This window comes from Leptolyngbya sp. BC1307 (assembly GCF_002286735.1).
Classification (GTDB): Bacteria; Cyanobacteriota; Cyanobacteriia; order Phormidesmidales; family Phormidesmidaceae; genus Phormidesmis.
The window spans coordinates 12,541-39,536 of the sequence record NZ_NRTA01000028.1 but is presented as its reverse complement, the minus strand read 5'-3'; the positions used below and the strand labels follow the sequence as shown (position 1 = coordinate 39,536).

The 26,996-nt window shown below is 54.0% G+C and carries 26 protein-coding genes; 7 read left to right on the top strand and 19 right to left on the bottom strand.

The genetic code is table 11. The features are described from left to right. Nucleotides 1–43: 43 nt before the first annotated feature. A complete protein-coding gene (gene bioB / locus CKL79_RS14845; protein ID WP_240518876.1) occupies nucleotides 44–1,054 on the bottom strand; it encodes a biotin synthase BioB in 1,011 nt (336 codons plus the stop codon). Between the two features lie 173 nt (nucleotides 1,055–1,227). Between bioB and CKL79_RS14840 the strand changes: the two genes are divergently transcribed. Together CKL79_RS14840 and CKL79_RS14835 are read left to right on the top strand one after the other, a co-directional pair. Further along, nucleotides 1,228–1,800: a histidine phosphatase family protein gene (locus CKL79_RS14840; protein ID WP_121970362.1), complete on the top strand. Its 573-nt coding sequence runs from the start codon at nucleotides 1,228–1,230 to the stop codon at nucleotides 1,798–1,800. A 203-nt stretch (nucleotides 1,801–2,003) separates the two neighbouring features. Then, nucleotides 2,004–2,360 (top strand): hypothetical protein, encoded by a 357-nt coding sequence (locus tag CKL79_RS14835; protein WP_121970361.1) that lies wholly within the window; start codon nucleotides 2,004–2,006, stop codon nucleotides 2,358–2,360. Between the two features lie 40 nt (nucleotides 2,361–2,400). Here the strand turns inward: CKL79_RS14835 and CKL79_RS14830 are convergent, their stop codons facing one another. From CKL79_RS14830 to CKL79_RS14810, 5 genes are all read right to left on the bottom strand, one after another. Further along, the gene (locus CKL79_RS14830) at nucleotides 2,401–3,039 is read right to left on the bottom strand and encodes a hypothetical protein (protein ID WP_121970360.1); all 639 of its coding nucleotides are present in this window, start codon (nucleotides 3,037–3,039) and stop codon (nucleotides 2,401–2,403) included. A gap of 57 nt (nucleotides 3,040–3,096) precedes the next feature. Next, entirely contained in the window at nucleotides 3,097–4,257 is a 1,161-nt protein-coding gene (locus tag CKL79_RS14825) for a tRNA (guanine-N1)-methyltransferase (protein ID WP_121970359.1), read from the bottom strand. Nucleotides 4,258–4,280: 23 nt separating this feature from the next. Beyond that, on the bottom strand, nucleotides 4,281–4,547 hold the full coding sequence (locus CKL79_RS14820) for a DUF2103 domain-containing protein (protein WP_240518875.1): 267 nt from the start codon (nucleotides 4,545–4,547) through the stop codon (nucleotides 4,281–4,283). A gap of 134 nt (nucleotides 4,548–4,681) precedes the next feature. Further along, complete coding sequence (gene clpS, locus CKL79_RS14815; RefSeq protein ID WP_121970357.1) at nucleotides 4,682–5,005, bottom strand: ATP-dependent Clp protease adapter ClpS; 324 nt, start codon at nucleotides 5,003–5,005, stop codon at nucleotides 4,682–4,684. 412 nt (nucleotides 5,006–5,417) lie between these two features. Beyond that, nucleotides 5,418–9,557, bottom strand: a complete 4,140-nt coding sequence (locus CKL79_RS14810) for a WD40 repeat domain-containing protein (RefSeq protein ID WP_121970356.1) — start codon at nucleotides 9,555–9,557, stop codon at nucleotides 5,418–5,420. Nucleotides 9,558–10,080: 523 nt separating this feature from the next. Between CKL79_RS14810 and CKL79_RS14805 the strand changes: the two genes are divergently transcribed. Continuing rightward, nucleotides 10,081–11,094, top strand: coding sequence for a hypothetical protein (locus CKL79_RS14805; protein WP_121970355.1), 1,014 nt, complete (start codon nucleotides 10,081–10,083; stop codon nucleotides 11,092–11,094). A 38-nt stretch (nucleotides 11,095–11,132) separates the two neighbouring features. On the opposite strand, the gene gatC is transcribed toward CKL79_RS14805, so the two are convergent. The 6 genes from gatC to CKL79_RS14775 form a co-directional block, all read right to left on the bottom strand. Continuing rightward, complete coding sequence (gatC, locus tag CKL79_RS14800) at nucleotides 11,133–11,423, bottom strand: Asp-tRNA(Asn)/Glu-tRNA(Gln) amidotransferase subunit GatC (protein ID WP_121970354.1); 291 nt, start codon at nucleotides 11,421–11,423, stop codon at nucleotides 11,133–11,135. Between the two features lie 82 nt (nucleotides 11,424–11,505). Then, on the bottom strand, nucleotides 11,506–12,024 hold the full coding sequence (locus CKL79_RS14795) for a photosystem I assembly protein Ycf3 (RefSeq protein WP_121970353.1): 519 nt from the start codon (nucleotides 12,022–12,024) through the stop codon (nucleotides 11,506–11,508). A gap of 132 nt (nucleotides 12,025–12,156) precedes the next feature. Next, on the bottom strand, nucleotides 12,157–12,624 hold the full coding sequence (locus CKL79_RS14790) for a hypothetical protein (RefSeq protein ID WP_121970352.1): 468 nt from the start codon (nucleotides 12,622–12,624) through the stop codon (nucleotides 12,157–12,159). A gap of 200 nt (nucleotides 12,625–12,824) precedes the next feature. After that, nucleotides 12,825–14,600, bottom strand: coding sequence for a GGDEF domain-containing response regulator (locus CKL79_RS14785; protein ID WP_121970351.1), 1,776 nt, complete (start codon nucleotides 14,598–14,600; stop codon nucleotides 12,825–12,827). Between the two features lie 364 nt (nucleotides 14,601–14,964). Then, the gene (gene aroA / locus CKL79_RS14780; RefSeq protein WP_121970350.1) at nucleotides 14,965–16,317 is read right to left on the bottom strand and encodes a 3-phosphoshikimate 1-carboxyvinyltransferase; all 1,353 of its coding nucleotides are present in this window, start codon (nucleotides 16,315–16,317) and stop codon (nucleotides 14,965–14,967) included. 89 nt (nucleotides 16,318–16,406) lie between these two features. Then, nucleotides 16,407–16,958: a hypothetical protein gene (locus tag CKL79_RS14775; protein ID WP_121970349.1), complete on the bottom strand. Its 552-nt coding sequence runs from the start codon at nucleotides 16,956–16,958 to the stop codon at nucleotides 16,407–16,409. Nucleotides 16,959–17,117: 159 nt separating this feature from the next. Between CKL79_RS14775 and CKL79_RS14770 the strand changes: the two genes are divergently transcribed. The 3 genes from CKL79_RS14770 to CKL79_RS14760 all read left to right on the top strand — a co-directional run bounded on the left by CKL79_RS14770 (nucleotide 17,118) and on the right by CKL79_RS14760 (nucleotide 20,559). Continuing rightward, the gene (locus CKL79_RS14770; RefSeq protein WP_240518874.1) at nucleotides 17,118–18,371 is read left to right on the top strand and encodes an aminotransferase class V-fold PLP-dependent enzyme; all 1,254 of its coding nucleotides are present in this window, start codon (nucleotides 17,118–17,120) and stop codon (nucleotides 18,369–18,371) included. A 132-nt stretch (nucleotides 18,372–18,503) separates the two neighbouring features. Continuing rightward, a complete protein-coding gene (gene ubiE, locus CKL79_RS14765; protein WP_121970348.1) occupies nucleotides 18,504–19,229 on the top strand; it encodes a bifunctional demethylmenaquinone methyltransferase/2-methoxy-6-polyprenyl-1,4-benzoquinol methylase UbiE in 726 nt (241 codons plus the stop codon). A 97-nt stretch (nucleotides 19,230–19,326) separates the two neighbouring features. Next, entirely contained in the window at nucleotides 19,327–20,559 is a 1,233-nt protein-coding gene (locus tag CKL79_RS14760) for a DUF445 family protein (protein WP_121970347.1), read from the top strand. Between the two features lie 9 nt (nucleotides 20,560–20,568). Here the strand turns inward: CKL79_RS14760 and pstB are convergent, their stop codons facing one another. The 4 genes from pstB to CKL79_RS14740 form a co-directional block, all read right to left on the bottom strand. After that, nucleotides 20,569–21,387: a phosphate ABC transporter ATP-binding protein PstB gene (gene pstB, locus CKL79_RS14755; protein ID WP_121970346.1), complete on the bottom strand. Its 819-nt coding sequence runs from the start codon at nucleotides 21,385–21,387 to the stop codon at nucleotides 20,569–20,571. Between the two features lie 71 nt (nucleotides 21,388–21,458). After that, entirely contained in the window at nucleotides 21,459–22,385 is a 927-nt protein-coding gene (pstA, locus tag CKL79_RS14750; RefSeq protein WP_121970345.1) for a phosphate ABC transporter permease PstA, read from the bottom strand. A 71-nt stretch (nucleotides 22,386–22,456) separates the two neighbouring features. Further along, complete coding sequence (gene pstC, locus CKL79_RS14745) at nucleotides 22,457–23,392, bottom strand: phosphate ABC transporter permease subunit PstC (RefSeq protein WP_121970344.1); 936 nt, start codon at nucleotides 23,390–23,392, stop codon at nucleotides 22,457–22,459. An 82-nt stretch (nucleotides 23,393–23,474) separates the two neighbouring features. Beyond that, nucleotides 23,475–24,488, bottom strand: coding sequence for a PstS family phosphate ABC transporter substrate-binding protein (locus CKL79_RS14740; RefSeq protein ID WP_121970343.1), 1,014 nt, complete (start codon nucleotides 24,486–24,488; stop codon nucleotides 23,475–23,477). A gap of 187 nt (nucleotides 24,489–24,675) precedes the next feature. On the opposite strand from CKL79_RS14740, the gene CKL79_RS14735 reads away from it, so the two are divergent. Next, nucleotides 24,676–25,101: a DCC1-like thiol-disulfide oxidoreductase family protein gene (locus CKL79_RS14735; protein ID WP_121970342.1), complete on the top strand. Its 426-nt coding sequence runs from the start codon at nucleotides 24,676–24,678 to the stop codon at nucleotides 25,099–25,101. A 91-nt stretch (nucleotides 25,102–25,192) separates the two neighbouring features. Here the strand turns inward: CKL79_RS14735 and CKL79_RS14730 are convergent, their stop codons facing one another. From CKL79_RS14730 to CKL79_RS14720, 3 genes are read right to left on the bottom strand one after another with little or no spacing between them, the layout of a single operon-like run. After that, the gene (locus tag CKL79_RS14730; protein WP_121970341.1) at nucleotides 25,193–25,453 is read right to left on the bottom strand and encodes a DUF3143 domain-containing protein; all 261 of its coding nucleotides are present in this window, start codon (nucleotides 25,451–25,453) and stop codon (nucleotides 25,193–25,195) included. Between the two features lie 39 nt (nucleotides 25,454–25,492). Further along, nucleotides 25,493–26,110, bottom strand: coding sequence for a J domain-containing protein (locus tag CKL79_RS14725; protein WP_121970340.1), 618 nt, complete (start codon nucleotides 26,108–26,110; stop codon nucleotides 25,493–25,495). Between the two features lie 14 nt (nucleotides 26,111–26,124). Continuing rightward, nucleotides 26,125–26,982, bottom strand: coding sequence for a YaaW family protein (locus CKL79_RS14720; RefSeq protein ID WP_121970339.1), 858 nt, complete (start codon nucleotides 26,980–26,982; stop codon nucleotides 26,125–26,127). Nucleotides 26,983–26,996: the final 14 nt, after the last annotated feature.

The window sequence follows — 26,996 nt, the reverse complement described above, 5'->3', positions numbered from 1 at the left end:
GGAAAGGACTTATTGTTTCGACGAGCATTTTTTCTCTGTCTACCTAACCCTCAATTACAAATCCGGCATCGCGAATCATATCAAAGTCTTGCTGAGCCGCTTGGCCCGGCGTCGTGAGATAGTCACCGACGAAAATAGAATTGGCAGCATAGAGGCCAAGCGGCTGAAGCGACTTCAAATGCACTTCTCTGCCTCCGGCAATGCGAATTTCTTGAGCAGGTAGCAGCAGCCGAAATAAGCACAAAATTCTCAAGCAACGCTGCGGCGTTAGTTCATCGCGCTCGGCAAAAGGCGTCCCCGGGATGGGAATCAAAAAGTTCAGCGGCACGCTAGTGACATTCAGCTGGCGTAAGGATAAAGCCAGATCAACAATATCGTTGTCCGATTCGCCCATGCCAAAAATCCCGCCCGAACAAGTCGTCAGCCCAGCCGCTTGAACGGCCTGAACCGTATTCAGCCGATCTTGAAAAGTGTGGGTGGTGCAGATATCGGCATGGTGAGCTTCGGCAGTATTGAGGTTGTGGTTGATCCGATCAACGCCAGCCTCAGCTAGCTGACGGGCCTGATCCTCATCCAGCAGTCCTAACGTAGTGCATACCCGCATCGGATACTGGGCTTTGACGGTGCGCACCGCTTCTAAAACGCCCGCAAATGCCCTCGGCGATGGGCTGCGGCCTGAAATCGCCATGCAAAATGTGCCGGCCTTAAGCTGATGAGCGCGACTAGCCGCCGCAACAATTTTTTCAGTTGCCATCAGCGGATACTTTTCAATTTCCGCACCTGAAATCTTAGATTGGGAACAATAGTGGCAGTCTTCCGGACAGAGGCCGCTTTGCGCATTCAGCAAAAAATGTAGGCGAACGCGGTTGCCCCAGTAGTGACGGCGCACCCGATAAGCCGCTGCTAGCTGATCGAGAATGACTTCATTAGGGGCACTGAGAACAGCTAGAGAATCTTCGCGGGTAAGAGTAGCACCTGCTAGCGATCGCTCAGCCAACTGCTGCCAATTGGGAGCGGGTTTGGCGGCGCAAAGCGGGCGCTGATTTGGATACAATGACTGTCTAAACTCTGAACAGTCTATGTCCGCTGGCGCTATCTCCGAATGCCCTATATTTGAGGGCTCTGAGCTAGACCGTTGGGAAAAAGCCGCATCCACCATAGAATCTCTCATCTGTCACTGATGCAAATTTTACGCTATTACCCGGCGCTTCTTTAGGCGCGGCTGAAATGATTGTGTTAGCTCAGTCAATTACGCTGATTCGTCATGGCCCGCCGGCGGTGTCCTTGCGGCAACGGGTGCCGGGGCATCAGTTCCGGCAGTTTGTAGAGCGCTACGATGCAGCCAAAATTGCCCGGCAGTCCTATCCGCCTCAGGCGGTGATGCAGGCGGTGGCTCAAGCCGGGTTGGTATTTGCCAGCCACCGCCCCCGAGCGATGCATACCGCTGAGCTGCTGGCGGTACCGATGCCGCCGATTGTCGATCCGCAGTTTCGCGAGATTGAGTTTCCGGTTGATTTTTCCCAGCACTTTCGCTTTTCGGCGCTGACCTGGACGGCGATCGCACTCACGCTGTGGCGGCTGGGCTACGGTTCAAAGTGTGAGTCATTCAAGCGAGCGGTACAGCGGGCACAGGCAGCGGCAGATGTGTTGGAGGGGCGATCGCAAACGGCGGGCTCGGTTGTGCTGGTGGCCCACGGTGGGATCAATCGTCTGATCGCTAGAGAGCTGCGTCGTCGTGGCTGGCGCGGTCCTCGGTCGCCGCACAGCCGTCACTGGGGCTGTACAACCTACTGCCGATAGCAAACTGCTTGGGCGAACTTCTGTCTGCTGGCAGTGGATTTTCTGCATTTTTGTAGAGGAGATCGCCTTGCTAATCGTTCAGTATGTATTTGATCGTTGCGTTTACCTCTCGAACTGGCTAGCTCTCGAACTGTCTAGTTAGCTTGCTGGGAGATATTCAGAGCAGCGGCAGGACGCTTTCGAAGGATATCTAAACCAATTTTATGTCTGACCAATCTCCAACCGACCAATCTACCGATACGCCAGGTAACTCAGCTGCTGAGCCTAGAGAAAAAAGCCTGCTAGAAGTAACGCTATCTGGAGCCATTTCCCTGGCAAAAAACGGCAAAAATTACGACCAGGCCACTGAGCAGTTCGAGGCGCTACTGGCTCAATTAAAGAAAGAAAGTCCAGAGTCAGCAACTCTCCTCAATCAGCTCTGGAAAGAATACATCTCCGTCCAGCGCTCAGCTATGTTTTATGAAAGCCTGAGCGATGCCGAAGCCGGCCTATCTGAGAAAATGGCCCAGAGCAACATCCAGCTCAAGCAAAACTACATGCGCCTTATTCAAGAACAATAAGCTTCAAGAACAGTAAGCGCCCGCCAATCTACGGAACAGTTTACTGAGCAACGCCCCTGATGACGAGCTGTCCGTCTACGATTTTGACATCGTCGGGGGTAAGCCCCTGCTGCGCTAGCACCGCGTCGAGCTGCTGCTCAATTTCTGCTTGTGAAAGCCCCAACTGCTTGGCAACGCTGGCAATAGGCAAACTCAGCTGCCCTACTTTTATATGGGTGTCATTCAGGCTGAGCGCCCCATCAACCACTGCCGGACTGCCTTCTACGCCCAAATACACCTCCCGATTCGCTAAGAATGGGAAGGTGTGGGTAAGCTGCTCTACGGCCTGTCTGCCTTCTGTCGGCAGCGCTTCTAGCGGAATCTCCGACAGATTCATCACCATGCCGCTCTCAATCCGACCATCTTCAATCGAGGTGTTAACGCCTCTAGCAGCGTTGAGAATAGGGGCAGCGGCGGGTTGACTGGCGATCGCATCTGTCACCATCCGATTGAGTTCGCCCGCTGAAATCACCACATCGTTCGGATCAGCAAAAGCTGCGGACTCAGTACTAGAGACGACAAGCGGCTCCTCACCCTTGCTGTACCAGTCGGGCAGGGCCGTCGTTTTCATGCCCGCGTAGCCAATCCCGGCCCCGACAGCGGCGGCGACAACCGCTAAAGCTGCTAAAAACACTCTCATGATGATTTTGGCTCTTGACGTTTTAGTTAGTATAGATACCTTCACGCTATAAAGGACTCATTCCGGCAGGGGCGATCGCTGTGACACTTGCCGAGCCAGTTGCAGACAAATGCCAACCGGGGCAGTCGTCTTAATCGCCTCAGCACTGAGATGGGTGCGGGTTGCGGTAAAGCCCTCCCGACATAGCTGCTCAATCAGCACCTGACGCGGCGGAATGTCTGTTTTACCGCGCCTGCCAATTTCTGCCAGCGGATAGTAGTAGGGCGGCATCGCAGATTCTGCGCGCATCATGTCGATTAACACCCGGCAGTCAGTCCACCGATCCGACTTGAGCGCAGCCCCATGCATTGCAGCCAAATCGGGCTCACTGTGCAGCGGCCCCAACCACATCGGCCCACTCACAACGGGCAGACCAGCAGCGCGACACGGACAGCTCACGCGCCCTAGCTTCTTCCACAGCAAAGTTTGAAACTGGCCACAAGCATGACAGTAGGCCAAAAAACCGTAGTGCGCCGACTGCCATGCCGATTGCCGGGTAATGCGCACCATAACCCGACTGACTTCACCCTGGTAATACGAAAATACAGGACTCGCCGTGAGCCCTCTCGTCGCTGCCTGCTGGGCGACTGCACCGATTAGCAGCCTCAGCCCCTGCTCATGCGCAGCCGGATGCGCCCGAGCATAGGCACCGTAGGTTTGCAGGCTTTTGTCTGGGGCATGACCGCTAGTCGCGCGGCCATCTGTGCTGGTGAGGTAAATCAGTCCGCCTAGCTTTACTGCCCATAAGCTGGTGCTGAGGTAAGGCGCAGGGCTACCAAAGCTGTCAATATCGATCAGGTCGTAAAAATCCTGGCGCTGGTGACAGTCAAAAAAGGCGACGTTAGCATCCTGATGGGTAATCCGGTAGCAATCAGGCGGCAGGCTGTGGCTGAGGTTGGCTTGCAGGCGCGATCGCAGTTCCCAATTGCCCTCATTTGCCCAGACATAATCGGCCCCGGCTTCGAGTACGTAGCGCAAAGATCGCACGCCGCAGCCAGTCATGGCATCGAGTACGCGCAGTTGGCCGTGATGGGTTTTGTAAGCGATCGCCGCCAGAACTGCCAGGTCACGCCCGGTTTGGCTACTGCTGCGAAAAAAGGCGTCACCTACGCAGAAATGGGCTGCGCCTTCTTGCTGCCACTGCTCTTGAGGAGGCGAAGGGAGAGAGGGGGAAGGCATGTCAGGATTGTGGGCGCGATCCGCTAAGTAAGGGTTTGGGCGATCGCCTGCTCTAGCTCGGCTTTGCTCCACTGAGTAATGACAAATACTTCTTGGGCCGATTTGCTTTTACGCGCAATCAGCTTGTGTCCACCAATGATCGGCACAGACACCTTCAGCCGTAGCTGAGGTGAGTTTGATCTGGCCCGCGAAATGACAGCCGGGGTAATCGTCTGAATTTCAGGCCAGGCAGCAAGCTTTTCTAGCAGGTCAATCAACCCTGGGATATAGGTAGAGTGCGTGATTACCACTCTACCTTTGGTCGATTTCTGCTTCTGCTGGCTAGCACGCTTGTCAGAGCTAACCTTTGACTTTCCTGTACGCTTTTTGCCTTTGCCCTTTTTACCCACCAGCTCAGTTCACGCCTACGGTCATCCCTGCCAGTCTAAGCTTTTTCTAGCGGAGCCATCGTCAGCCCCGCACGAATGAGCTGAGAGTGATACAGCTCAGCTTGCTCCAGCGGCCCCACCCATACAATCGCCTGACCGTCATTATGAATTTTATCGGCCAGGTCCCACGCCTGATCGCTATTAACACCCGGAATATAAGTCGTCAGGGTCTTCACCACATGCTCAAAGGTGTTGAAGTCGTCATTGAGCACGATGATTTTATAATCGGGGTACTTTTCTTTGACAACGCTACTGGCACGCTGTTTGACCGCCGCTGGTGAAGCTGAAGTTGCCTGAATCGTCGTAGCTGTGAAACTCATAGTCCCTATTTAGGAATATTGATACACTCCGTATATTACATCGGGTAAATCCGTAAAAGTCTAGAGTTGAAAGCTATAGATTATGGAGAATTGAGCGATCGCTCCAGATGGGTTAGCGCACAGATTTGTATGATGGACAGGTTTATACAGTAGAAATCAAACGTTGCCTGCACGCAAGCAACTCATAGACTGCTATGGGACTGCTATGGGACTGCTATGGAGATCGCGGTCTAAATAGCAGTCTCGATTAAGATCTGCCCTCATGCATGATCTCTTTCAATAAGTTTTAACCAGCTTGCCCAAGAGCTTGCCCAAGAGATAGATCGGCTGATTGATAAAAACAAACTTCGCTCAGCCGCTCAACTCATTCAGCAATTACCTGACACAGGCCCGTGGCATAGCAAACTGCCGTTCATAGCAGAGACTCTTTTCTGCTGAGCGCTCCTAGAGCTAGAAGCTCAGCTACTTGCAGGCCGCTGAGCCCTTCGATATCCTTAATTTCTGTATTTTCGTAGGGGCGATCGCGCCGATTAAGCGGCTTGAGAATGCGCTTTTTAGGATCTTCTATTTGGCTCAAGTCGCCGATGCGGATCATCTCGTCTAGCCCGCCACTGATAATAAACCGACTGTCGGGGCTAAAAGCAATAGAGCGAATGCCCCCCGTTAGCCCAGTAGCGTCTTTGGGCGATAAGATACAACAGTTTTTAGGATTGGGCGCTGTTAAATCCCAAACGTACACCAGCTGATCTTCGCCGCCTGCGGCTAAATAGCTTCCATTGGGGCTAAAAGCAACGGCCTTGATACCCAGCTCTGACTGGGTAAAGCAGTGGCTGACTTCTCCTTTATCGGTATCCCACAACAGTACGTTGGTGTCATCACTGCCGCTGGCGATGGTTTTACCATCGGGGCTGTAGGCAACCGAGCAGACGCGATGTTCATGCTGAGTAAGGGCTTCCCAGGTGCCTTTTCTTCTATCCCAAAGGTGAACGCGCTGATCGTCGCCGCCGCTAATCAAGTAGCGATCGCTATCCGGTTTAAAGCCTACCGCCCGAATCCAGTGGTTCTGCTGCTGCATCGTTTTTAGGCAAAAGCCAGAAGCGGTATTCCAAACTCTAATCGTACAATCGTCGCCGCTGCTGACTAAAAAGCGCCCATCACTGCTAAAGGCGATCGCCTTGACCCAGCTCGTATGCCCGGTCAGCGCGGTGAGGCACTGTCCTGTTTCAGCATCCCACAGGCGAATGGTGTGATCGTCTCCAGCGCTGGCAATGAGAGCGTTTTGCAGGTCGGTCGCCAGTGACCAGATGCGGCCCTGATGGAGGGGAAGGGTGGCTTTGCGATCGCCCGCAATATCCCAGATAGACAGCTCACCGCGATCGCCGCCGCCGACCACGCGATCAGCCCCAATAAAGGCAACCGCGCGAATACCGTTGGTATAGCCCCGGTAAGTTCTCAAGGGTATAACGCTAGGCAAAGCTGACGGCTGAGCGACGTTGGTAGGCAGCGGATCGTCCGCCAAAGCTGCCGAGGACAGCGCTGATCCCACTTGCCAAAGCAGCAGCGTTTGCTTATCGCCACCAGCCGCGAGCAGCAGTTTATCTCCCTGCTGCTGAAAGGACACCGACCAAATCCGGCTCTGCTGCGTGGAGATATTCTCCAAATGCTTGAACGTGTGCAAGTCCCACAGCATTACTTGAGCGTCATCGCCACCGCTAGCGAGAAACTGACCATCGGCACTGATCGCCACTGATCGCACGCGATCGCCCGAGCGGTTCAGCCGTTTGATCTGGCAGCCGCTGTCAGCATCCCAAACCACGATAGTTTTATCTTCACTGCCGCTGACTAGCTGTTTACCATCGGGGCTAAAACATACCGTTCGCACCCAGTCGGTATGGCCCGCCAGCTCAATCGGTTGGGGATCAAGTGCAGGGTTCAACAGCGCTGCAACTGACCACAGGCGAATGATATAGTCATCGCCGCAGCTCGCCAACTGCTGACCATCTGGGCTAAATGTCAGCGCCCGGATGCGGCTGTGCCCCGATTGAGTAGCCGCCAGTGAATGGGCATCACCTCGCTCGGGCTGAACAGAGGACTGACGCGGAAATTGGCCAACCTGACGACCGTCTTGAGTGCGGTACAGCGTAATTTTATTGTCGCCGCCGCTAGCGATAACTTTGCCATTAGGGCTAGCAGCGACGGTATGAATCCAGTCTTTTGCCGACTGCTGCCAGATCTGTTCTGGCTGCGCGAAAAACGACTGAGGCTGAGCTGAGAGCGGATCAACAACCGGTAGCTGCCATAGTTTAAGTCGGCTGTCATCGCCAGCAGTGACCAGAAGCGGCTGGTTGGGAATAAAGGCGATCGCTCTAACCCAGCTATTGTGAGCGAGCCATTCTGCGCATTTTTGTCCCCGGTGCCGCCTGTTCTCTCGTTGGTGTTCTCGTTTAGTCTCTGAGGTTTGCCACAGATGCAAAGTGCCGTTGGTATCGCCTGCGGCCAAGAGTGGCGGTAGCTGAAGTGAGGGGCTTTGAGAAGATTCGGGCGATGGGTTGAGGGCGATCGCCATCACGTCACTGAGCGTTTCTGTGAAGACCGACCGATCTACCAGACAGCGATTGAACTGGACTTTTCGCAGCCTGACGCCCTGTAAGTAAGCCTGCCAAATAGTCAGCTGCGAAAAGTTCTTATCCGAGAGCCCTTCTGGAGAGCGCTGCACCATCAGGTTGATAAAGTTTCCCCCGGCGTAGCCCAATCGCTGAGGATGTTGCTGCCGAAACTGCTCTAGCCGAGTCTCCAGATGTTCGTCAACGCCATAGAGACTCTTAAGATAATTTTTTAGCCGTTCTAAAATAGGTTGAACAATATGGCTAACCTGAAATTCGCGCAGGTAGTCTTCTGCATCTGCCTTCATCAGCGCATGGTGATTGAAGGTATCTAAATTACCCCGAATCAGATCTTGAAAAACATCTCGAATAAATCTATCGAGCACATACTGCGCCACCATCGGATGAAGATAAAAAAGAACGTTGTCCGCCTGCTTGATTTCTACCAGAGAACGCCGCTCTAAGGACTGTAGGGTATACACCAAATTCTGCTTGTGGTCACAGGCAACAAGATCTGCTTTTAAGTCTTCGAGAGAGCAGGGCCGGTGATTAACGGCCAGCCAATACATCACCTCTTTTTCTATGGGCGGCAGGCGCTTAAACTGCGTTTTAAGAACGCTTCTGAGATTGTCAAAGACAGAGATCTCCTGCTCTAGAAAGTCTCTAATGCCCCCAAAAAAGACATCTTTAATCGTGTCAGCAGCCAGCCGTAGCGCCATCGGATGGCCGTCGTAGCGGGCAATCAGCCGCTCGTAGTCGGTAGGCGTTCCTCTCAGCCGAAAGCTGCTCATCATCTCTTTTGCTTCTACAGTGCCCAGTCCGTCTAGCGTGTAGAGCCGGGCGAGCGGGTCGTCCTCTAGCAAAGACAGCTCTCTGGGCTTTTCTCGGCTCGTTAAGATAACGCAGCTTGCCCCGGCAGTAGGCCGTTTTTGATCAGATGGCTGCCTGATCGCCTTCAGTAATCGTCCATAGCCTTCACAGTTATCCTCGTACAGGCTGGCCTGCTGCTGTCGGCTAGCTGTAAAAGTAGGCGTTCTCAGCGAACCTTCTGCTGAAGAGTCACGGCTCTTTTCGTAGTCTTTAAACACAGTCTCAAAGCCGTCCAAAAAGATCAGACAGCGCTGCTGAGAAATAAAATCAATGAACGATTGAATGAGCACGTTGAGCGGCTGAGTCGCCTGACTAGGAGAACCCTCTGACTGAAGCGATCGCACCGAAGGCTCTGCCTGCGAAGCCATGACTGACCTATCGGCTGGCACATCAGACAGCGGCTGGCGGTTTGCCTGCAAGATACCCAGCAACTGCAGCAGCAGGTCTTCAGGCGTCTTAGATCGCTTCACGCTCAGCCAGACTATTTGCTCAAAATTATTGTTCAGGTCTATAGCTAGCTGAACGGCCAGATAAGTTTTGCCAACGCCGCCAAGCCCACAAATCGCGACTAGCTTCTGAGACTTAGCAGGACGCAGTATCCAACGCCTCAGATCCTTTAATTCTTGAGTGCGACCCCAAAAAGCATGAACCGCGGGCGCACCGTCCCAGTGGTATCGGGTATTGAGCTGCGGTGATGTCAGGGGCAGCTCGGCTAGCCAGCCACTGTAAGGGGGGGATGGGCTGCCAGCGATGGCAGACTGAAGTGAGCTTTCACCCGTACTCCGACCAGCGTTAGGCCAAGTAGCGGCGGTTTGTGGAAGTTGCGCTGAAATTTGCTCCATCAGCTTGTGCTCAAGGGAGGCTAATTTGCCAGGGCCACTGCCTTTAATGTCGAATTTTTTGTACACCTCGCCCAGCCGTTTGCGCGCCGCTGCTTTGCTAATGCCTAGCTGACGAGCAATGCTATCACCGCCATTTTTCTTAAGCGCTAGCTTGAGCGCCTCTAACTCTTTATCGGAGACCTGCTTAGCCTTAGCGATCGGGATCAAAAGCTCCTCTGGAATTGCGGGCTGTGACATAAGACTCCTACCATCCACATGACGTGACTAAGCTGTATTGTGAGGCGTCGGCGCTCTCCCCTAAATATCACCTATAGATATGAGCCGATTAAAGGGAGAGATCGGTACGTAAAGTGGGCGCAAAAGCAAAACGAAGCCCACATACCGTAGCTCCTATGTGAGATAGCCGCAGGTACGAACAAAGTTTAATCTGGGGTCTGACGCACGCCGTCCGGCTAGTCTATCTCACGACTGATCATGTGAGAATATTTGGTATCCTACAGCAAAAAAACTCAATGTAAACGTGAGAGTCCCTCAGTATTGCTTGGTATTACATGAATGTATTGGAGAATACCGACATCATGCTTTCGTCTTCATTTTTTCTTCATGTTTAGAACACATACTTTATGTGAGCTTGACAGAATAAGTGAGTTTAGATATTTTTGTAAGTGAGCTGAGTGAGGTGGGAGGTGTTAATCATCCTTTGTGACGAGCCAGTAACACTTGAGTAACGCTCGTTTCTCTTAAATCCGTAGGTGAAGATATGGATAAGTTCCCATCTGACAATTCATCCGGTGAGCTATTTGAGGAGCTGTCTAAACGTGAAAAAAATCATTTGCTGCTCGGCCCTGTGCCTTTGAGCGGTCTCCTGCTTTCGCTGTGGAATGACTCTGTTGTGAGGCAGCTTTCTGATCAGATTGCCAGCCTGATCAATGGTGAGAATGTTAGTGAGGTGTACCAGAGCCAAATTAATCTGCTTAACGACCGGTCCGACTCAGTCGGCCAGGAGCCATCATTCGCTATGACTAATTTATCTGATCCGACCAGTTATCTGTTTAAAGGCGATCGCGCTAATCGTCACTCCGACTTAGATACCGCCAACCGGGATCTCGATTCGTTGCCGGCTAACGTTGCTCCAGATACTGCCGCTAATGCCGGCAAGGTGTCGGTGAATGATACGGGTGACGACGAGGCACCTCGTATTAGTAAAGCTGAAACTGAGTCCGCTGCCTTGAATAGCGCAACCTTACAAGACAGTGTGCGGATAGAAGCGACGCTGGCGGGGCTTAGGCAGCGGCTACAGCAACAGACAGAACATCTGGCGAGTGTAAAGCAAGAGATGGTACGGCAGGCGCAGTCGTACCAGGCCAAGCTTGACTCCTTAGATCAGCGATATAGCACTGAGCTGCAGCGGATCGAGCTAAAACTGAGCGCTTATCTGGACGCTCAACCGGCTAGTGCTCAAGGCCCATCCCTTGCAGACCCGGCTGCTCAGACGGCAGTGCCCAATTCAGCGTACTCAACTACCTACCAGGTGCCTAGCCGCCCGGACTCTCAGTGGGTCAGTAAGCCGCTCGGTGGGATTCCGATTTTTCTGCTGCTGGTGGTAGTCGGTATTGTATTGGTGCTTTTGATCGCCGTGGCAATCACGCCTTACGGGGGGTCGTCAGGGCTGCTCACGGCAACGAGCCATGTAACCAGGTTGCTGTTGCCTGCTATGGCTGTGGTGATTTTGCTGAGTGGGGCGATCGCGCTCATCTGGGAGCTGCGTCGTTAGTCGATAGTGCCTCAACCTGACCCGACCGACCGCTAGACCTATTCACCGCCTAATATTTTCGGGACCTTAAAAAAGTCGCCCTCGCGATCGGGGGCACTATCGAGAATAGCTTCGCGCTCTGTAAAGGTCTCTAGCTGGTCGGGCCGGGTAATATTGCTCACTTCGATTGCCCGAGTTGTGGGCGGCACGGATTCAGTATCTAGCTCGTCAAGCTGCTGTACGTATTCTAAAATGCTGCTGAGCTGGCTGGTAAACTGCTGCTCTTCAACATCGCTAAGCTCCAGTCGAGCGAGCTTAGCAACTTTACGAACCTGTTCGAGGTCAATCATTGTGAGGCCGTTGACGATATAGTAGTGGCTGGAAAAAACGATGACTTAAGAAGTGCGATTTGACTGGCTAAGAGCAGGCCATCTAAATCATGTCAATATTCATGCGGCCGGTCACCTTCAGCCAGTTTTGAGCTTCTAAATAGTTGTTGGGAGCCATGCGTACGGCTTCTGACCAGTAGCGAGCCGCTTCATCGTAGAATTTGTCAGCCTCGCTTTTATCGCCCGCTGCCTCGGCCTGCTCGCCCCGGTAGTGATAGATCACAGCTGTATTGTTCAGCGCCTGGATCATTCTAGGGTTTAGTTCCAAGGCTTCTTCGTAGAGGGCGATCGCTCTGTCATGCTCACCGTTACTGGCGTGGATCAGCCCCATGTTGTAGAGGATGTAGCCCTTATCGTAGGGGTCTTCTTCTAGCGTCAGGGCTTCTTCGTAATTTTCCAGCGCTTCAGCGTATTCGCCGTCTGCCTGGGCTGACATGCCGTCTCGATAGTAGGCAAAGGCTTCCTTCGCCTGCTGCTTGGCTGGCAGCATTTTTAAAATCATGTCGGCCATGACCGTAAATGACTTATCGATAAAGTTGTCATTCTTCTGCGTTCTTGGCATAGATATCCTGGGGGCGGCGCTAAGTGACCCAATGCCTATCAAGACTATCAAAATCTAGCGGTGGTGATCGCCTAAACGTAAAAGATCTTTAAGCAGTCTGACGCCCAGCAAGCAGGAAGGGTTAGCGGCACTCTAGCGCTGAGATGCCATTTGCTCTGCTGGCATTTGCTCTGCTGGCATTTGCTCTACTAAAAAATTAACCAGTTCGCCAATGGTTTCAAAGGCGGCCTCGTCGAAGCGATCGCTCAAATCCAGATTAAATTGCTGAAAAAAGTCTTCGCAAAAGGTCAGCGACCAGTCAAACCAGCAAACCAGCGGAAAATGGAGATCGCAGTTGAGGCGATCGCTCGGACGCACCCGACCAAACTCAATGCCCGAATACTGACCAAAGTACTGATAGATAAACGAAAGCACTGGGCGAGTGCTCGCTGGGGTCGAAAATAGCTGACACCATTCGGACCGGCTGAGTGCCCGACGAGTGCGCGCCTTCATCCGCTCGTTTACCTGGCGGCGAATGCTCAGGTCAGGGCTCATGTCAGCGTAGGTGTTGACACTGCTAAACCAGTTATTAAGCTGGCCGATCATCAGCTGGCTTGTCATAAAAACATCGGTTCCGCAGAAACCGTCAGAGGATTGTGTGCTTAAGATGCCCACTCACCTGAGGAAATTACGGTGCTTTTTCTCACTCTGCATACTGAACTTAAGGCCGCATTATTGTAGTAATGATGGCATGTATTTAGCGGCGACGGCTAAGCAGCCAATATCTCGATCAAATGTGCCAATCCATTCAGATGTGTCGATCAGATGCGCGCGTCCAACGTCTGTGGGTTCGAGCGCAGCGATCGCTGCCGGGTAGTCTCCAGATAGCTTTCGAAGGCGGCAACAGGCATGGGCCGACCAATCCGATGGCCCTGCAGATAGTCGCACTGGTACTGAGTCAGAAGCGTCTGCTCTGTCTGCTCTTCGACCCCTTCGGCCACCACTTTGAGATCGAGGCGATGAGCCATTTCGATAGTAGATTTTAAGATTGCCTGGTTTTTAGGGTCGTAGTGGGCCCCGCGCACAAAGCAGCGATCAATCTTCAAGATATCGACCGGTAGCTGCTTTAAATAGCTTAAAGAAGAGTAGCCGGTGCCAAAATCGTCAATGGCAATGCGAATGCCGAGGGCTTTGAGCGCTAGCAGCGTGGTGATCGCTGACTCAGCATCTTGCATGAGCGCGGTTTCGGTCACCTCTAGCTCTAGCTGATCAGGCGAGAGGCCGCTGGTCTCCAGAATGTTATGGATTGCCTCGATCAAGTCAGGCTGATTTACTTGAACGCCAGACAGGTTAACTGAAACATAACGCATCCCCAGATTTTGGATCTGCCAGCGCCTGGCCTGAGCGCAGGCCGTCTGGAGCACCCAGCGGCCAATATCGACAATCAGCCCAGTCGCCTCTGCCAGGGGAATAAACTGGGTCGGTGAAATGTAGCCCTGCTCCGGGTGACGCCAGCGAATCAGCGCCTCGCAGCCTTCAATCTGGCCAGTACTAAGGTTGAGCTGCGGCTGATAGTATAGTTCAAATTCATTGCGCTCCAAGGCATGGCGCAGCCAGGTTTCTACCATGATCTGGTTGCTGAGCGCGACCGGCATATCGGCGCGGTAAATCTGGCAGCAGTTGCCCTTCTGCTTTTTGGCAGCTTCTAGAGCGGCATCGGCCTGCCGTAACAAGGTGAAAACATCCTGGCCCTGGCCCTGGCGCGGCAGCAAGGCAATGCCGATGCTAGTGGTGACAAATACCTCCTGGTTGGTCAGTGAAAAAGGCCGTCCGAGGGCATCGATAAAATTTTCGGCGGTTTTTGTAGCTTGCTGAGGTTCCTCTAAATTGGGTAAGACGACGGCAAACTGATTGGCGGTTAGCCTGGCTAATATAGCATTGGCGGGCAGACAGGCTTTCAGTCGATGAGCGGTGGCTTTGAGCAGCTGGTCTCCATTTGAGTAGCTGAGCACGGTGTTGACCAACCGCAGTCGGTCCAGGCTGATAGTCATCAGAGCCAGGCTGGTTTGATTGCTGTAGGCGGCGGCGATGGCCGATTGCAGCCGCTGGTGAAGCAAGTGATGGTTGGGCAGGTCAGTGAGGCTGTCGTAATGGCCCAGGCGGTTAATCTGCTCAGCAGACTTGCGTAGAGCGGTAGCATAACGCTCGTTAATCGCCGTTTGTCGGTTGAGGCGGGCGGCAATCGTGCTAGAAATTTCAGCATAGGTGAAGGGCTGTACCAGGCAGTCGTCTGCACCTATCGCCATGGCCTGCCGGTGATGCGATCGCGCCGTCACCTCAGTCAGCAAGACAAACGGCGTGAGCATCAGGTCACTGTCTTGACGAATTGCTTCGAGTACCTGGTAGCCGTTGAGTTCGCCGCTGGCAGCTGAGAGTGCCCAGTCACACAAAATCAGGCTTGGCCGATGCTCGCGGCTACTGGAAATACCCGCCGAACCATCGTCAGCAGTTAATACGGCAAAGTCTTCAGACTCCAGATGCCTGACTAGATCGGTGCGGTCGGAACTGGGCCGGGCAATGACTAAAACTTTTTGCATGGACGTTTCTTAGCCCCTACGTCTTTTATAACGTCAAAAGACTCAGCTATAAAGAGATCCACCAAGGACACGCCAACCGGTGTTGTGAAGACCACACTCAAATAAAGCTATCAAACGTTTATGGACAGCTGAGAGCGACCGCAAGTGTCATTGTCTGTTAAGGCATGTCCCTTGCCAGCAGGATTACTGGTGGCAATTAGGTGAGACGGCAACTCAAGATTTTTCTTGGTTTAGCCACTGGGTTTAGCATGCCCTTCTCTCTGGTAATGAGCGCACTGCTTAACACAATAGTCAACTCAGAGCAGACAAATTAGAGCAGACAAAACCAGATCAAAGCTATTCACTAACTTGCGATCGCTCAGACCTAGCCCACCCAACGCCCTGCGGTAGAAAGCGTTTTTACAAAGTCAGGGTAAGAGACAGCAGCGGCCTCTGCCCGGTGAATCCGAGTTTTGCCAGTGGCTCGGGTGGCGGCGATCGCCAAACTCATCGCAATCCGATGATCGGTGTAGCTGTCCAAATCGGCTCCGACTAGCGGTGCGTCTGCGCCCATGCCAGTGATTTCTAGGCCATCCGGCTGTTCGGTCACGGTTGCGCCGAGCTGAGTGAGGGCGCTAGCCATGACTGCCAGGCGATCGCTTTCTTTTACCCGCAGCTCTGCCGCGTCGGTAATAGTTGTCGTCCCCTCAGCAAAGAGCGCTGCCACCGCTAAAATGGGCACTTCATCAATCAGACGAGGAATCAGATCGCCGCCTAGCGGACAGCCTTTTAGAGCGCTGTGACGAACGCGCAGATCGGCCACCGGTTCACCGGTCACTTCTCTTTCATTTTCGCGGGTGATATCTGCTGCCATCGCAGCGAGGGCATCGAGTACGCCTGTGCGGGTAGGGTTGACGCCGACGTTTTTGATCAGCAGATTTGAACCGGGCGTGATCGCAGCGGCGACTAGCCAAAAGGCGGCTGAGCTAATATCGCCCGGAACGATGACGGTTTGACCGGTGAGATGAGCGGGGCCGTGCAGCGTGACGCTAGCTGTCGCCGGGTCTATAGAAAGGCGAGCGCCAAAGGCTTGGAGCATGCGTTCGCTGTGGTCGCGCGAAAGGCTGGGCTCGGTGACGGTCGTATCGCCCTGGATCGAAAGGCCAGCCAGCAGCAGACATGACTTTACCTGAGCAGAGGCGATGGGGGAGTGGTAGTGATAGGGCCGGAGCTGCTGGCCCTGAATGCCGAGCGGGGCCAGGGTGTGACCGGCTTTGCCGGCAATCTTAGCGCCCATGTCGGTGAGGGGCGCAATGACGCGCTTCATCGGGCGCGATCGCAGTGAGTCGTCGCCGGTCACCGCGAAAAATTTGCCAGGTTGTGCGGCCAACAGCCCCAGCATCAGCCGCAGCGTCGTCCCCGAATTGCCCGCGTCTAAAACGTTGTCAGGTTCCTTTAGCTCGCCGCCCGTGCCTTCGACAGTCACCCATTCGCCTGCTAAATCAGAAACTTTGGCCCCCATGGCGCTAAAGCAGGCGGCGGTGCTACGAGGGTCTTCGCCGAGCAGCAGCCCCTGAATGCGAGTGGTGCCTTGGGCGATCGCGCCGAGCATCAGCGCCCGGTGAGAAATGGACTTGTCGCCGGGGACGGTGATGCTGCCGGTTAGCGGCCCGCTTTCGCTGCTATCGATGACCAGGGTTTGATGGGGAGCCTGATCGATTAGCTGCAAGAAAGTCATTGCCGAGGGGGGAGGAAGGGCGTTTTGATTTTAGCTTCAAAGGGGAGGGGGGGAAAGAGGGAAAGGGGGAAACGGGAAACGGGGTTGAGCTATTCGGGTTGGGCACCGCAATAGTCGTTGATTTGGGTGATCAGGGTTGACTCGGTGGCAGAGAGTGACTGGAGATCGTTGAAGGCGCTGTTAGCCTGGGTTTGGAAGGTGTCAAAGACTGTTCTGAATTCGTCTTCGGATTCGACGGTGGCGATGAGCTGCATGGCATCGCTGGCCTCGGTCAGGGCGTTTTTAGAATCGGTGATGACGGTAACGTAGCTGTCGCGATAGTCGTCTAGCTGTTCGTCGGCAATGGTGAGGTCTGATAAAGTTTCGGACATGCCGTTAATTTCGCCCACCACTTTTTCGACGGCGGCGGTGTAGTCTCCGGCAAACGTCTGCAGGTCTTCCAGGTTTTGAGCGCTGGAGGCTTGGGCCATGGCGCTCTGAATTTCGCCTTCAAATTCGGCTTTGAAGCTCTTTGATTGGTTGATGACATTGGCTAGCTGATTGCACTGAGAGACTTTGCGATCGCAGCTAGCTATCCCGACTATCAGCAGGCCACTCAGGAGGATGCGCGCAATTTTTTCAGGCTTAGGGCGGGTGATCATAGGAGGAACTCTCTTAAAGCGTCGAGGTCAGCCTAGACGAGTTTAGTGCCTGAGTGCCGCTCTGTAAGCTGCGTAAGTATCTATAGTCAGGCTGTGTTTGCGGTTTAATAAGTGGGTTGAGAATTAAGTGGGTTGAAACCACAGCTGGGGAAGAGATTTATGGTGTCTAGCAAAATGGCGTCTGGCAAAATGGCGTCTGGCAAATTAGAGGCAGCGGCGAATCACCGTCAGCAGTTTTCATCTCTGGCAGACAAGCGCTATTTCAACTACGGCGGACAGGGGCCGATGGCCGATAGTGCCCTGGCAGCGCTGACTCAGGCTCAGCAAAAGATTCAGACTGAGGGGCCATTTGCCAGCGGGGTCAATCAGTGGCTGCAAGCGCAGGGTCATGAGACCAGGGGGGCGATCGCCCAAGCGCTAGGAACGACTCCTGACACGATCACGCTGAGCGAAAACGTCACCGTTGGCTGCAATATTCCGCTGTGGGGACTGCCCTGGCAGAGCGGAGACCATATTTTGCTAGGCGACTGTGAGCATCCGGGCGTCGTAGCAGCTGTCGCTGAACTGAGCCGTCGTCATGGCCTGGAGGTCAGCACCTGCGCACTGGCAGATACTCTGAACGGCGGCGACCCAGTTGCGGTGATTGAGCAGGGATTGCGGCCCAACACGCGCTTAGTCATCATCAGCCATGTCCTGTGGAATACGGGGCAACTGCTGCCGCTGAAAGAAATTGTGACGCTGTGCCACAGCCACGCGCCGCAGACAAGAGTACTGGTCGATGCGGCCCAGTCGGTAGGCGTGCTGCCACTCGATCAGCCGGGCTGGCAGCTACCTGAGACTGGCGTAGACTTTTATGCGTTTACCGGGCATAAGTGGTGGTGCGGCCCGGCGGGTGTCGGCGCGCTCTATGTGAGAAAGGCCGTGCTCGCAGAAACAGCCCCTACCTTTATTGGCTGGCGCAGTGTCGAGGTCGATGGGTCGGGTAATCCAAGCGGCTGGCAACCTGACGGACGGCGGTTTGAGGTAGCGACTTCTGACTATGGTCTGTGGGCGGCCCTGCAGCAGGCGCTGACGGTGCAGGCGAATTGGGGGTCGAGTGCAGCGCGCTATGAGCGGATTTGCGCCCTGAGTGAACGGCTGTGGGCCGGGTTAAGACAGTTGCCTCAAGTGGCTTGTCTACTGAGCGAGACGCCACCGCCGTCCGGTTTGGTTTCTTTTCAGCTGATAGGGCGTGACGGTCAGCCGAGCCCTGATTTGCACAGCGCTCTGGTGCAGCAGTTAGAGTCAGAGAAGATTTATCTGCGCACGCTGCTGTCGCCTAACTGCGTGCGAGGGTGCGTCCACTATCTCACGCTAGAAGCCGAGGTAGATGAGCTGATAGAGCGGGTGCGGCTGTTTATGAGCCAGGCTTAGATACCGGAGATTTGACCATGACGATACCGCCAGCTTTTTGGGTCGCTAACCCGTTAAGATTCTAGGGCTGGTTAAATCCAGAGCGATCGCACCAACCGTCACCAATTCAGACAATCACAAACTACGAAAATTATGGGGGATAAGCCACTCGCTGCCCGTGCCCAACCCGACGCTGATCAAATTCGGCAGCTTTTTGACCGCATTGCGCCGCAGTACGACCAGCTCAACCAGGATCTGAGCTTTGGCCTGCATCGGGTGTGGAAGCAAATGGCGGTGCGCTGGAGCGGGACAGCAGCAGGAATGGACTGTCTGGATGTATGCTGTGGCAGCGGTGACCTGGCGCTGCTGCTGGCCCGGCAGGTCGGCCCGACGGGTCATGTCACCGGGGCGGATTTTGCGGCGCAGCAGCTGGCGATCGCCGCCCAACGCCGCCCTTACTTGCAAGATCGCCTGAGCTGGGTAGAAGCAGACGCGCTTGCGCTCCCTTTTGAGGACGGTAGCTTCGACGCGGTTACCATGGCCTACGGTCTGCGCAATCTCACCGATATTCCGCAAGGACTGAGCGAGGTGTACCGGGTGCTAAAACCCGGCGCTAAAGCCGCCATTCTCGACTTTCACACACCGACTAATCCGCTAGTTAAGCAGTTTCAGCAGTGGTACCTGAGCCAGATTGTCGTGCCTACGGCAGAGCGATTCGGCCTGAGTGAGGAGTATGCTTATATTAGTCCCAGCGTAGATCGCTTTCCGCCAGGCACGGAGCAGGTAGCCCTCGCTAAAGCCGCCGGGTTTGCCCAAGCGGTGCACTATCCACTTGCGGGTGGGCTGATGGGTATGCTGGTCGCGAGTCGAGCAACCTGATTGAAAGTGGTCGCAAGTCGAGCCTGATTGTAGAGGTTGCCGGGTTGATAGTAGGCGCAATGACGGTAGGCCCCACAGCGGGCAGAACAGAGTGCATATGAGTTCGGCCAATCTGTGGATAGTCTTGCTGCCACCCATACTCGGTGGCCTGATTGGCTACTTCACAAATGATATTGCTATTAAAATGCTGTTTCGGCCCTACCGGTCGAGATACCTGCTGGGTCGGCGTATTCCCTTCACACCGGGGCTGATTCCCAGCAATCAGCAGCGGCTGGCACAGAAAATTTCTGAGGTGATCATGCGATCGCTCCTCACTCCAGAGGAGATGCAAAAGCTCGCTCGCCGCCTGCTGCAAACCGAACGCACCGAACGCGCCATTCACTGGCTGCTGCGCCTCGCTTTAGAGCAGGTACAGGGCAATACTCAAACCAAAACCGCCCATATTTTAGGCAGTGTTTTACAAGATCTGATGGGCCAGTCGCTGCCCCGACTGCTGAGAGTATGGTCACGACAAGAAGACTTTCTAGAAGAGCAGCTCAACCAGATTTTCGATCAGGTACTGCTCGACTTTCAGCTTTCCGCTGAGCAAGCTGCTCAGGTCTCTGACTGGATGGTCAACGGTCTGCTGCCGCCCGACCGGGTGCGCCAGCTGCTGATTGATTTTTTGACGGATTACAACATTCAGGTAATCGATGAAACGCTGCGGTCTAAAACCAGCGGCACTTACTGGGTAGTTGCTAACATCTTTGGGGTACGCAATGCCCTCACTCGCCTGCGCGCCATCTGCATTGAGGAACCTGCCAAAAGTAACGCCCGGATTGCCGAGCTAACGGCGGCACTAGGCGCAAAAGTCAGAATACAACAATGGCTACAGCAGTTTTCACTGCAAGAGCTACCAGTCTCAACCGTCCGGCAGTTGCGGCGCACCCTGCGGCAAACGATCAAAACCTATCTTAAAGACAACGGCAGCGACTTGTTGCAGACGCTCAGTCTGTCTATCAACTGGGAGAAGCTAGCCCTGCAACTACTCAGTCGTCTGCAGTCCTCTGCGGTGATGACAAACTCGCTCGGCCTGGTCAGCCAGGAGCTAGCCCTGGTGCTAGAGCGCTACCTGGAGCGCGATCTAGAAGCCATTGTCATGCAGGCAATTCCCATTCTCAATATCGACCAGGTGATCGTTGAGCGGATTAATGCCACCTCGCCACAAGAGCTAGAAACCGCCATTCAGACAATTGTCCGCAATGAACTGCAGGCGATTGTCAACCTTGGCGGCATCTTGGGGTTTGTGATCGGCTGTCTGCAGGCAGGCTTTTTTCTGATCCAGCGCTAGCATTTAGCCTTAACCAAATCGGCCCGATACATAGTCGCGCGTGTACTCTTCTTTAGGATTGCTGAATAGCTCCTGGGTATAGTCATACTCCACCATGTAGCCCATTTTGCCGCCCTGTTCAGTCTCGACCGCGTTAAAAAAGGCTGTGCGGTCAGAGACGCGGGAAGCCTGCTGCATGTTGTGAGTCACAATCACAATGGTGTAGCGCTTTTTCAGCTCATGCATCAGCTCTTCTACTTTGAGGGTAGAGATTGGGTCTAGGGCGGAGCAGGGTTCGTCCATTAAGATAACTTCTGGCTCGATGGCGATCGCCCGCGCAATACACAGCCGCTGCTGCTGACCGCCTGATAGGCCCAAACCGCTGTCTTTGAGCTTATCTTTGACTTCATCCCAAAGGGCCGCGCCGCGCAGCGATTTTTCGACCAGCTCATCCATATCGCCCTGATAGCCATTGATCCGGGCACCAAAGGCAATGTTGTCGTAGATAGACTTAGGAAAAGGGTTGGGCTTTTGAAATACCATCCCGACCCGACGGCGCAGCTCTACAGGATCCACTTTTTTACTATTGATATCCTGGCCATCGAAGGTGATGTTCCCTTCAACGCGGGCGCTGGGGATGAGGTCGTTCATCCGGTTGAAGCAGCGCAAAATGGTGCTCTTACCGCAGCCAGAAGGCCCGATAAGGGCGACTACCTCATGCTTGGGAATATCGAGATAGACATCTTTGACTGCCAGGCTGTTGCCGTAGTAGACAGAGACCTTTTCGGCCTTGAGTTCGACCTTAGCAGAAACGTCTGCAATCGTAGAAGAAGGGAGAGGATTAGCCATGGTAAAGCGTGGGGGTGAATGACAGTGATCTAATCGAGCTAAAAACTCAAGTAAAAAATAGGGCGCGCCATCTAAAGGCCTTCTTTCTGGAAACGGTTGCGCAAGTAAATAGCAATTCCATTCATCAGTAGCAGCAACGCCATCAGCACGATAATGCCAGAAGCCGCAATGCGGTGAAATTCTTCCTGGGGGCGACCGACCCAGTTATAAATTTGAATGGGCAGCGCCGTGAACTGGCTCTGAAAGTCCGAGGGCAAAAACGAAATATAAACCGCCGCGCCTATAGCAATCAGCGGTGCGGTTTCGCCAATGGCCCGAGACAGCGCCAAAATCACCCCGGTCAAAATACCCGGCATCGCCGCTGGCAATACGTGGCTCCACACCACCTGCCAGCGATTGGCCCCCAGCGCGTAACCGGCTAGCCGCATACTGCCAGGCACGGCCCGCAGCGCCTCTCGCGTGGCCACAATAATCACCGGTAAAATCAGCAGTGAAAGCGTTAGCGCACCAGACAGGACGCTGCGCCCACCGGTAATCGGCTCCATCACCCGGACAAAAAACGCCAGGCCCAGCAGACCGTAGATAATAGAAGGAACGCCCGCCAGGTTGCCAATGTTGATTTCGATCAGGCGGGTCAACCAGTTGTCATCGGTCGCAAATTCTTCGAGAAAAATACCGGCACCGACGCCGACTGGGAAAGATATCGCCGCCACCATTGCCATTATCCAGAGCGTGCCGACTAAAGCCGCGATAATGCCAGCGTTTTCTGGATTCCGGGAGGGAAGGCTGTCGATAAAGTTCCAGTTGAGCGTACTGAGCCCGTCAATTAAAATAGTCAGCAGCAACCAAGCCAAAATCGCGACCGAGATGCCGGTTGCTGTCCAGGCGGCAGCTGCAAACAGGCGATCCATCGTATGGCGACCGTTCGCATTTGGACTGAATGAAGACGTTGCTGGGGCTTCGTCTGGAGTCAGCCTAGAAGAAATTTTTGAGTCCATCATCAAACCTGCGTACTGCGTTTAACTTTGTGGCGGATAGCTATCTCGAACGGTCTAAGAGGCAGCGTCATCTAGTCGTACTTTTGTCGGAAGCGGCGAACAAACCAAAAGCTGAACGTATTGAGCGCAAAAGTCATTACAAACAGCGTCATCCCTACCGCGAAGATAGTTTTGTACTCAATCGTGCCGTAGGGCGCGTCCCCGGATGTCACCTGCACAATGTAGGCCGTCATCGTCATCACAGGAACCAGTGGGTTGAATCCCAACGTCGGATTAGCGCCTGCTGCCAGGGTGACGATCATGGTTTCACCCACGGCCCGCGACACCGCCAAAATCAGAGAGGCCACAATGCCCGATAGGGCCGCTGGTAGGATAACCGAGGTCACCGTTTCGCGCTTAGTCGCGCCGAGCGCGTAGGCACCATCTTTAAGGCTGCGGGGAACGGAGTAAAGCGCGTCTTCACTGAGAGAAGCTACGAAGGGCGTAATCATCACACCTAGCACCAGACCAGCGCTGAGCGCGTTAAAGCCCTGCAATCCAGGGACAAACGTCTGTAAGAAGGGCGTCACTGTCAGCAGCGCAAAGTAGCCATACACCACCGTCGGCACTCCAGCCAGGATTTCAAGGATGGGCTTGAGGATGCGGCGAACGTTGGGCGAGGCGTATTCGCTCAGGCAAATAGCCGCGAGTAACCCCAATGGCAGCGCTACCAGAATAGAAATGAGCGTAATCATCACCGTGGCGCTAACCAGCACGAAGATGCCGAACTGCTTACTGGCAAATAAAGGCGTCCACTGGGTGTCAGTCAAAAACTGAGAGAGCGGCACTTCCTGGAGGAACTCGAACGCCTGAAAGACCAGCGTTGAGATGATGCCCAGCGTGGTCAGGACCGAAACAGCGGCAAACGCACCGCAGATAAATCTGATGATTGACTGAATGAGTCTGGCGCGATCGCGCTTCGGCCGCCAATCTCCAGTCGCGATATCAAAAGGGGCATCAGCTGTCATTTGAGAAAATCCGGTAGGAAAGAAATGTTATTCAGGCCAGGCAGAGCGGTAGCTCATCAGCACTGCCCTGCCCAGGCAAAAACTAGCTAGATTTACCCGTCACGCCTTGTTCAACTTTTGAGCGAGACTCAGTCAAAACATCTTCTGGCAGAGGAATGTAGCCAACTTCACTGACTAGATCGCTGCTCTCGGGACTGAGATGATAGTCAACAAACGCCTTCACTTGAGGCTTGGAGTCGTAAGACTCCTTTTTCACATAGAAAAATATAGGACGAGACAGCGGGTTGTAAGACCCATCTGCAATTGTTTCAGGCGTAGGCGCAACACAGTTGCCTTCCTCATTTTCTATTTCCAACGCCTTGAGAGCGCCTTCGTTCTCCACGAAGTATGCGTAGCCCAGGTAGCCGAGAGACCCATCCGAAGATTCCACGCCATTGACGATGACATTGTCATCTTCACTAGCCGTAAAGTCGCCTCGGCTAGCACCGGATTCGCCGCCTACTTCCTCACTAAAGTAATCGAACGTACCAGAAGCAGTACCAGGCGCAAATAGCGCTAGCGGTTTGTCGGGGAAGGAAGGATCGATCTGATTCCAGTTGGTCACTGTGCCCTCTGCCTCAGGGCCCCAAGCCGTAGCAAGCTGCTCTATCGTGAGACATGTAGCAAAATCATTCTCTTCGTTGGCGATTACAGTAATGCCATCATAGGCAATGAACGCTTCAATATACTCAATACCCGCTGCTTCACAGGCCGCCGCTTCTTCTTCTTTGATGGGGCGGGACGCATTGGAGATGTCTGTTTGGCCAGCGCAGAACTTTTCAAATCCGCCACCAGTACCAGAGACGCCTACTGTTACCTGAGTACCAGGGTAAACGGACTGAAACTCTTCGGCAACTGCTTCAGAAATGGGGAACACAGTACTAGAGCCGTCGATTTGAACGGAGCCAGTAATTTCTTCGCTGCCTTCACCACCAGCAGCAGCAGGGCCGCCCTCGGCTGTGGTGGTGTCATCGCCACCGCAGGCTGAGAGACTAGCTACCAGCGCTAGAATAGAGGCAGAGTAAGCCAGACGAGCTGGGCGGGACTTAAATTGCATGAAACCTATGACTCCTTAATACCAGTTGCGCGATAAATACTAAAAAAGTAAATACATCCGCATTCTGACTGAAAGCTAGCGCCGATAAGTAAAGGCCAGGTTAAGGAATTCTGAGACTCGTGAGCCCTGCCTATCATGTTTGAATGTATAGCAGGCGACATCAATTAAGTATCTAAAATCACATTCTATGTACGCTGTAATTTACGACGGCAACTGTAATCTCTGTGTCACCCTGGTGCAGTTTTTAGAAAAACTAGACCGAGGCCAGCAGTTTAGCTACGTGCCCATGCAAGACGAATCGGCCCTAAAACAGCTAGAGGTTACCGCTGCTGAGTGCGAGTTGGGAATGCTGCTGATTGCGCTAGATGCCTCAGGAAACAGTTCACAAGGGCGCTGGCAGGGAAGCGACGCCGCTGAGGAAATTGGTCGGTTGCTGCCGATGGGCGGGGCCTTTGTGCAGGCGTACCGGGCTATGCCCGGAATGAAGCCTACAGGAGACAGAGCCTACACGTTTATTCGTGACAATCGCTACGATCTGTTTGGCCAGCGCCGCGAAACCTACTGGCCGACCTACCCTGCCTGCACCGACGGCAGTTGCCAGGTGAAAGACTAGCCCAGTGACACCCGGCAGAGACCGTTTTGCCCAGTACTAACACTGACTCAAAACAGTGTTGTCAGTGTCATTTAATACATTAAGATCGAGGCTACGGCCCTAAAAATATTACCTTTTCTAGATCGCTACGACTGAGCGAATATTTGAAGCTGCGCTGCACTGATTCGCCCCTTGGCGTGCTGTATCTCACCACGATAGAGTCCACGTCCAGATATAGCTTTGCTGACCAGTCGTCACGGGAGAGCGTCCACTGACTGATATTTTGGCGATCGCGCTGACAGCCTTGAGCAGAGAGCCAGGCTTCGATGTCGGAGAGAGGATGGCTGTAAAGGGGGGCGTTGGCGGGGGGCATGGGTTGAAAGAGAAGAGAAAAAGGGAAAGGAGCGATCGCTTATTGAGGAAGAGATTCTATTTTAGGGGCGATTGACTGATGAATGCTCGCTGATTCGGGGGTTGCTGCTGGCTGGTCGAGGGCAGGTTGAGGGGAGACTGTCGGCGCTGGGTCGAGTGTCGTTAGGGTGATATCGCCTCGCGTGAGGCTGATGGTTACAACCAAAATCAGACAGCCTATGAAGGTGATGCCCAAGATGAATAGGGCAAAGAGTTCTCCGGCAGATAAGGGGCGGTCGGTCGGATCTAAATAGGCACTGGATTTGCCAGCTTTAACGCTCTGCTGCTTGCTTTGCTGACTGCTTAAAGGCTGAATGACCGAAAGGCGCGAGTAGCCGATCTTGTAGTCGTAGGTCAGGCGTTTTTCGGGGCTGCTAAGGGTGGCGTAGGCTTCGTTGAGGACTTGAAACTTGGCGGTGGCGATCGCCGTTTCTAGCTGAGTCGTATCAGGGTGGTAGAGCTTGCTCAAGTCTCGATAGGCCCGCCGAATATCCTGCGGTGAAGCGCCGGGCCGCAGACCTAGCAGATCGTAGTAGTTGAGCGGCGCGGCAGGCTGTCTCGCTGTCTGTCCTTGAGGGGCACCATCACCGGACGCTGGCCCAGAGGTTGCATCTGTCATGTCTCTACTCCCTCTTAAGCCTCTGCCCAGGCAGAGTCGGTCCAGGTATCAGTGCGCGTCAGCCGAATTTGAGCGATCGCAAACACCACCGGAATCACCCGGCCATAGTTAGTTGCAACTGCCCGCCAGCCCAAATCGGCTAAAAACCAGGTCCACAGCGCTGGGCTTAAGCAGGCTAGCAGCGATCGCATCGCCCCATAGCGAGCTGTTGTCATCGCCATTCCTCGCGTTGCCACCTGAGCGGCTGCCCGCGACTGGACTTGAGCGGCGACACTCAGCCCGCCCTTTACCAGCGCTTGCTTAGCCACCTGATAGCGGGCCATATGCAGCGCAAACTGCTGAGCAATCTGCCGCAGCAACCAGGGCCGAATCACCGCGCTCAAAGCCAGCGCACTGCCCCCTTTCGCCAGCAGTGCCAGTGGCTTTTGCTGTAAAGCACTGGGCAGCTGCTCAAACTCGGCAGTGCTAATAATGGCGCTGCGCAGGCTCTGCTCTACTAGCTGCTGCTCTTCTTTTGGCAGCTGTTGCCAGGCTTTCTCCAGCAGAACTAAGAAAACTTCAGCTTCGAGTTCGGCAGTAGAGAGCCCCTCGTATTGGCAAATTTTTAGATAGCGGCACACCTGCAGCAAGGTCTGGCGATAGCTCACCTGGTGCGTGCGTTTTTTTAAGACGGTGAGGCCATCAGCGGCCAGGTAGCGAAAGCGTTGCTCTAGCAGCGTAATTTGCTGAGGGCGCTCATACTTACTCACGTCTACCGGCTGGGGCGTATACCAGTAGTCGAGCGGGTTAAACTTAGGCTGAAAGAGCAATTGGGTCATGATTTGCAGCTCGTCGTCGGTCGCTAGCTCTAAACCACTTCTTAATTCATCCACTCGCTTTACCTGCC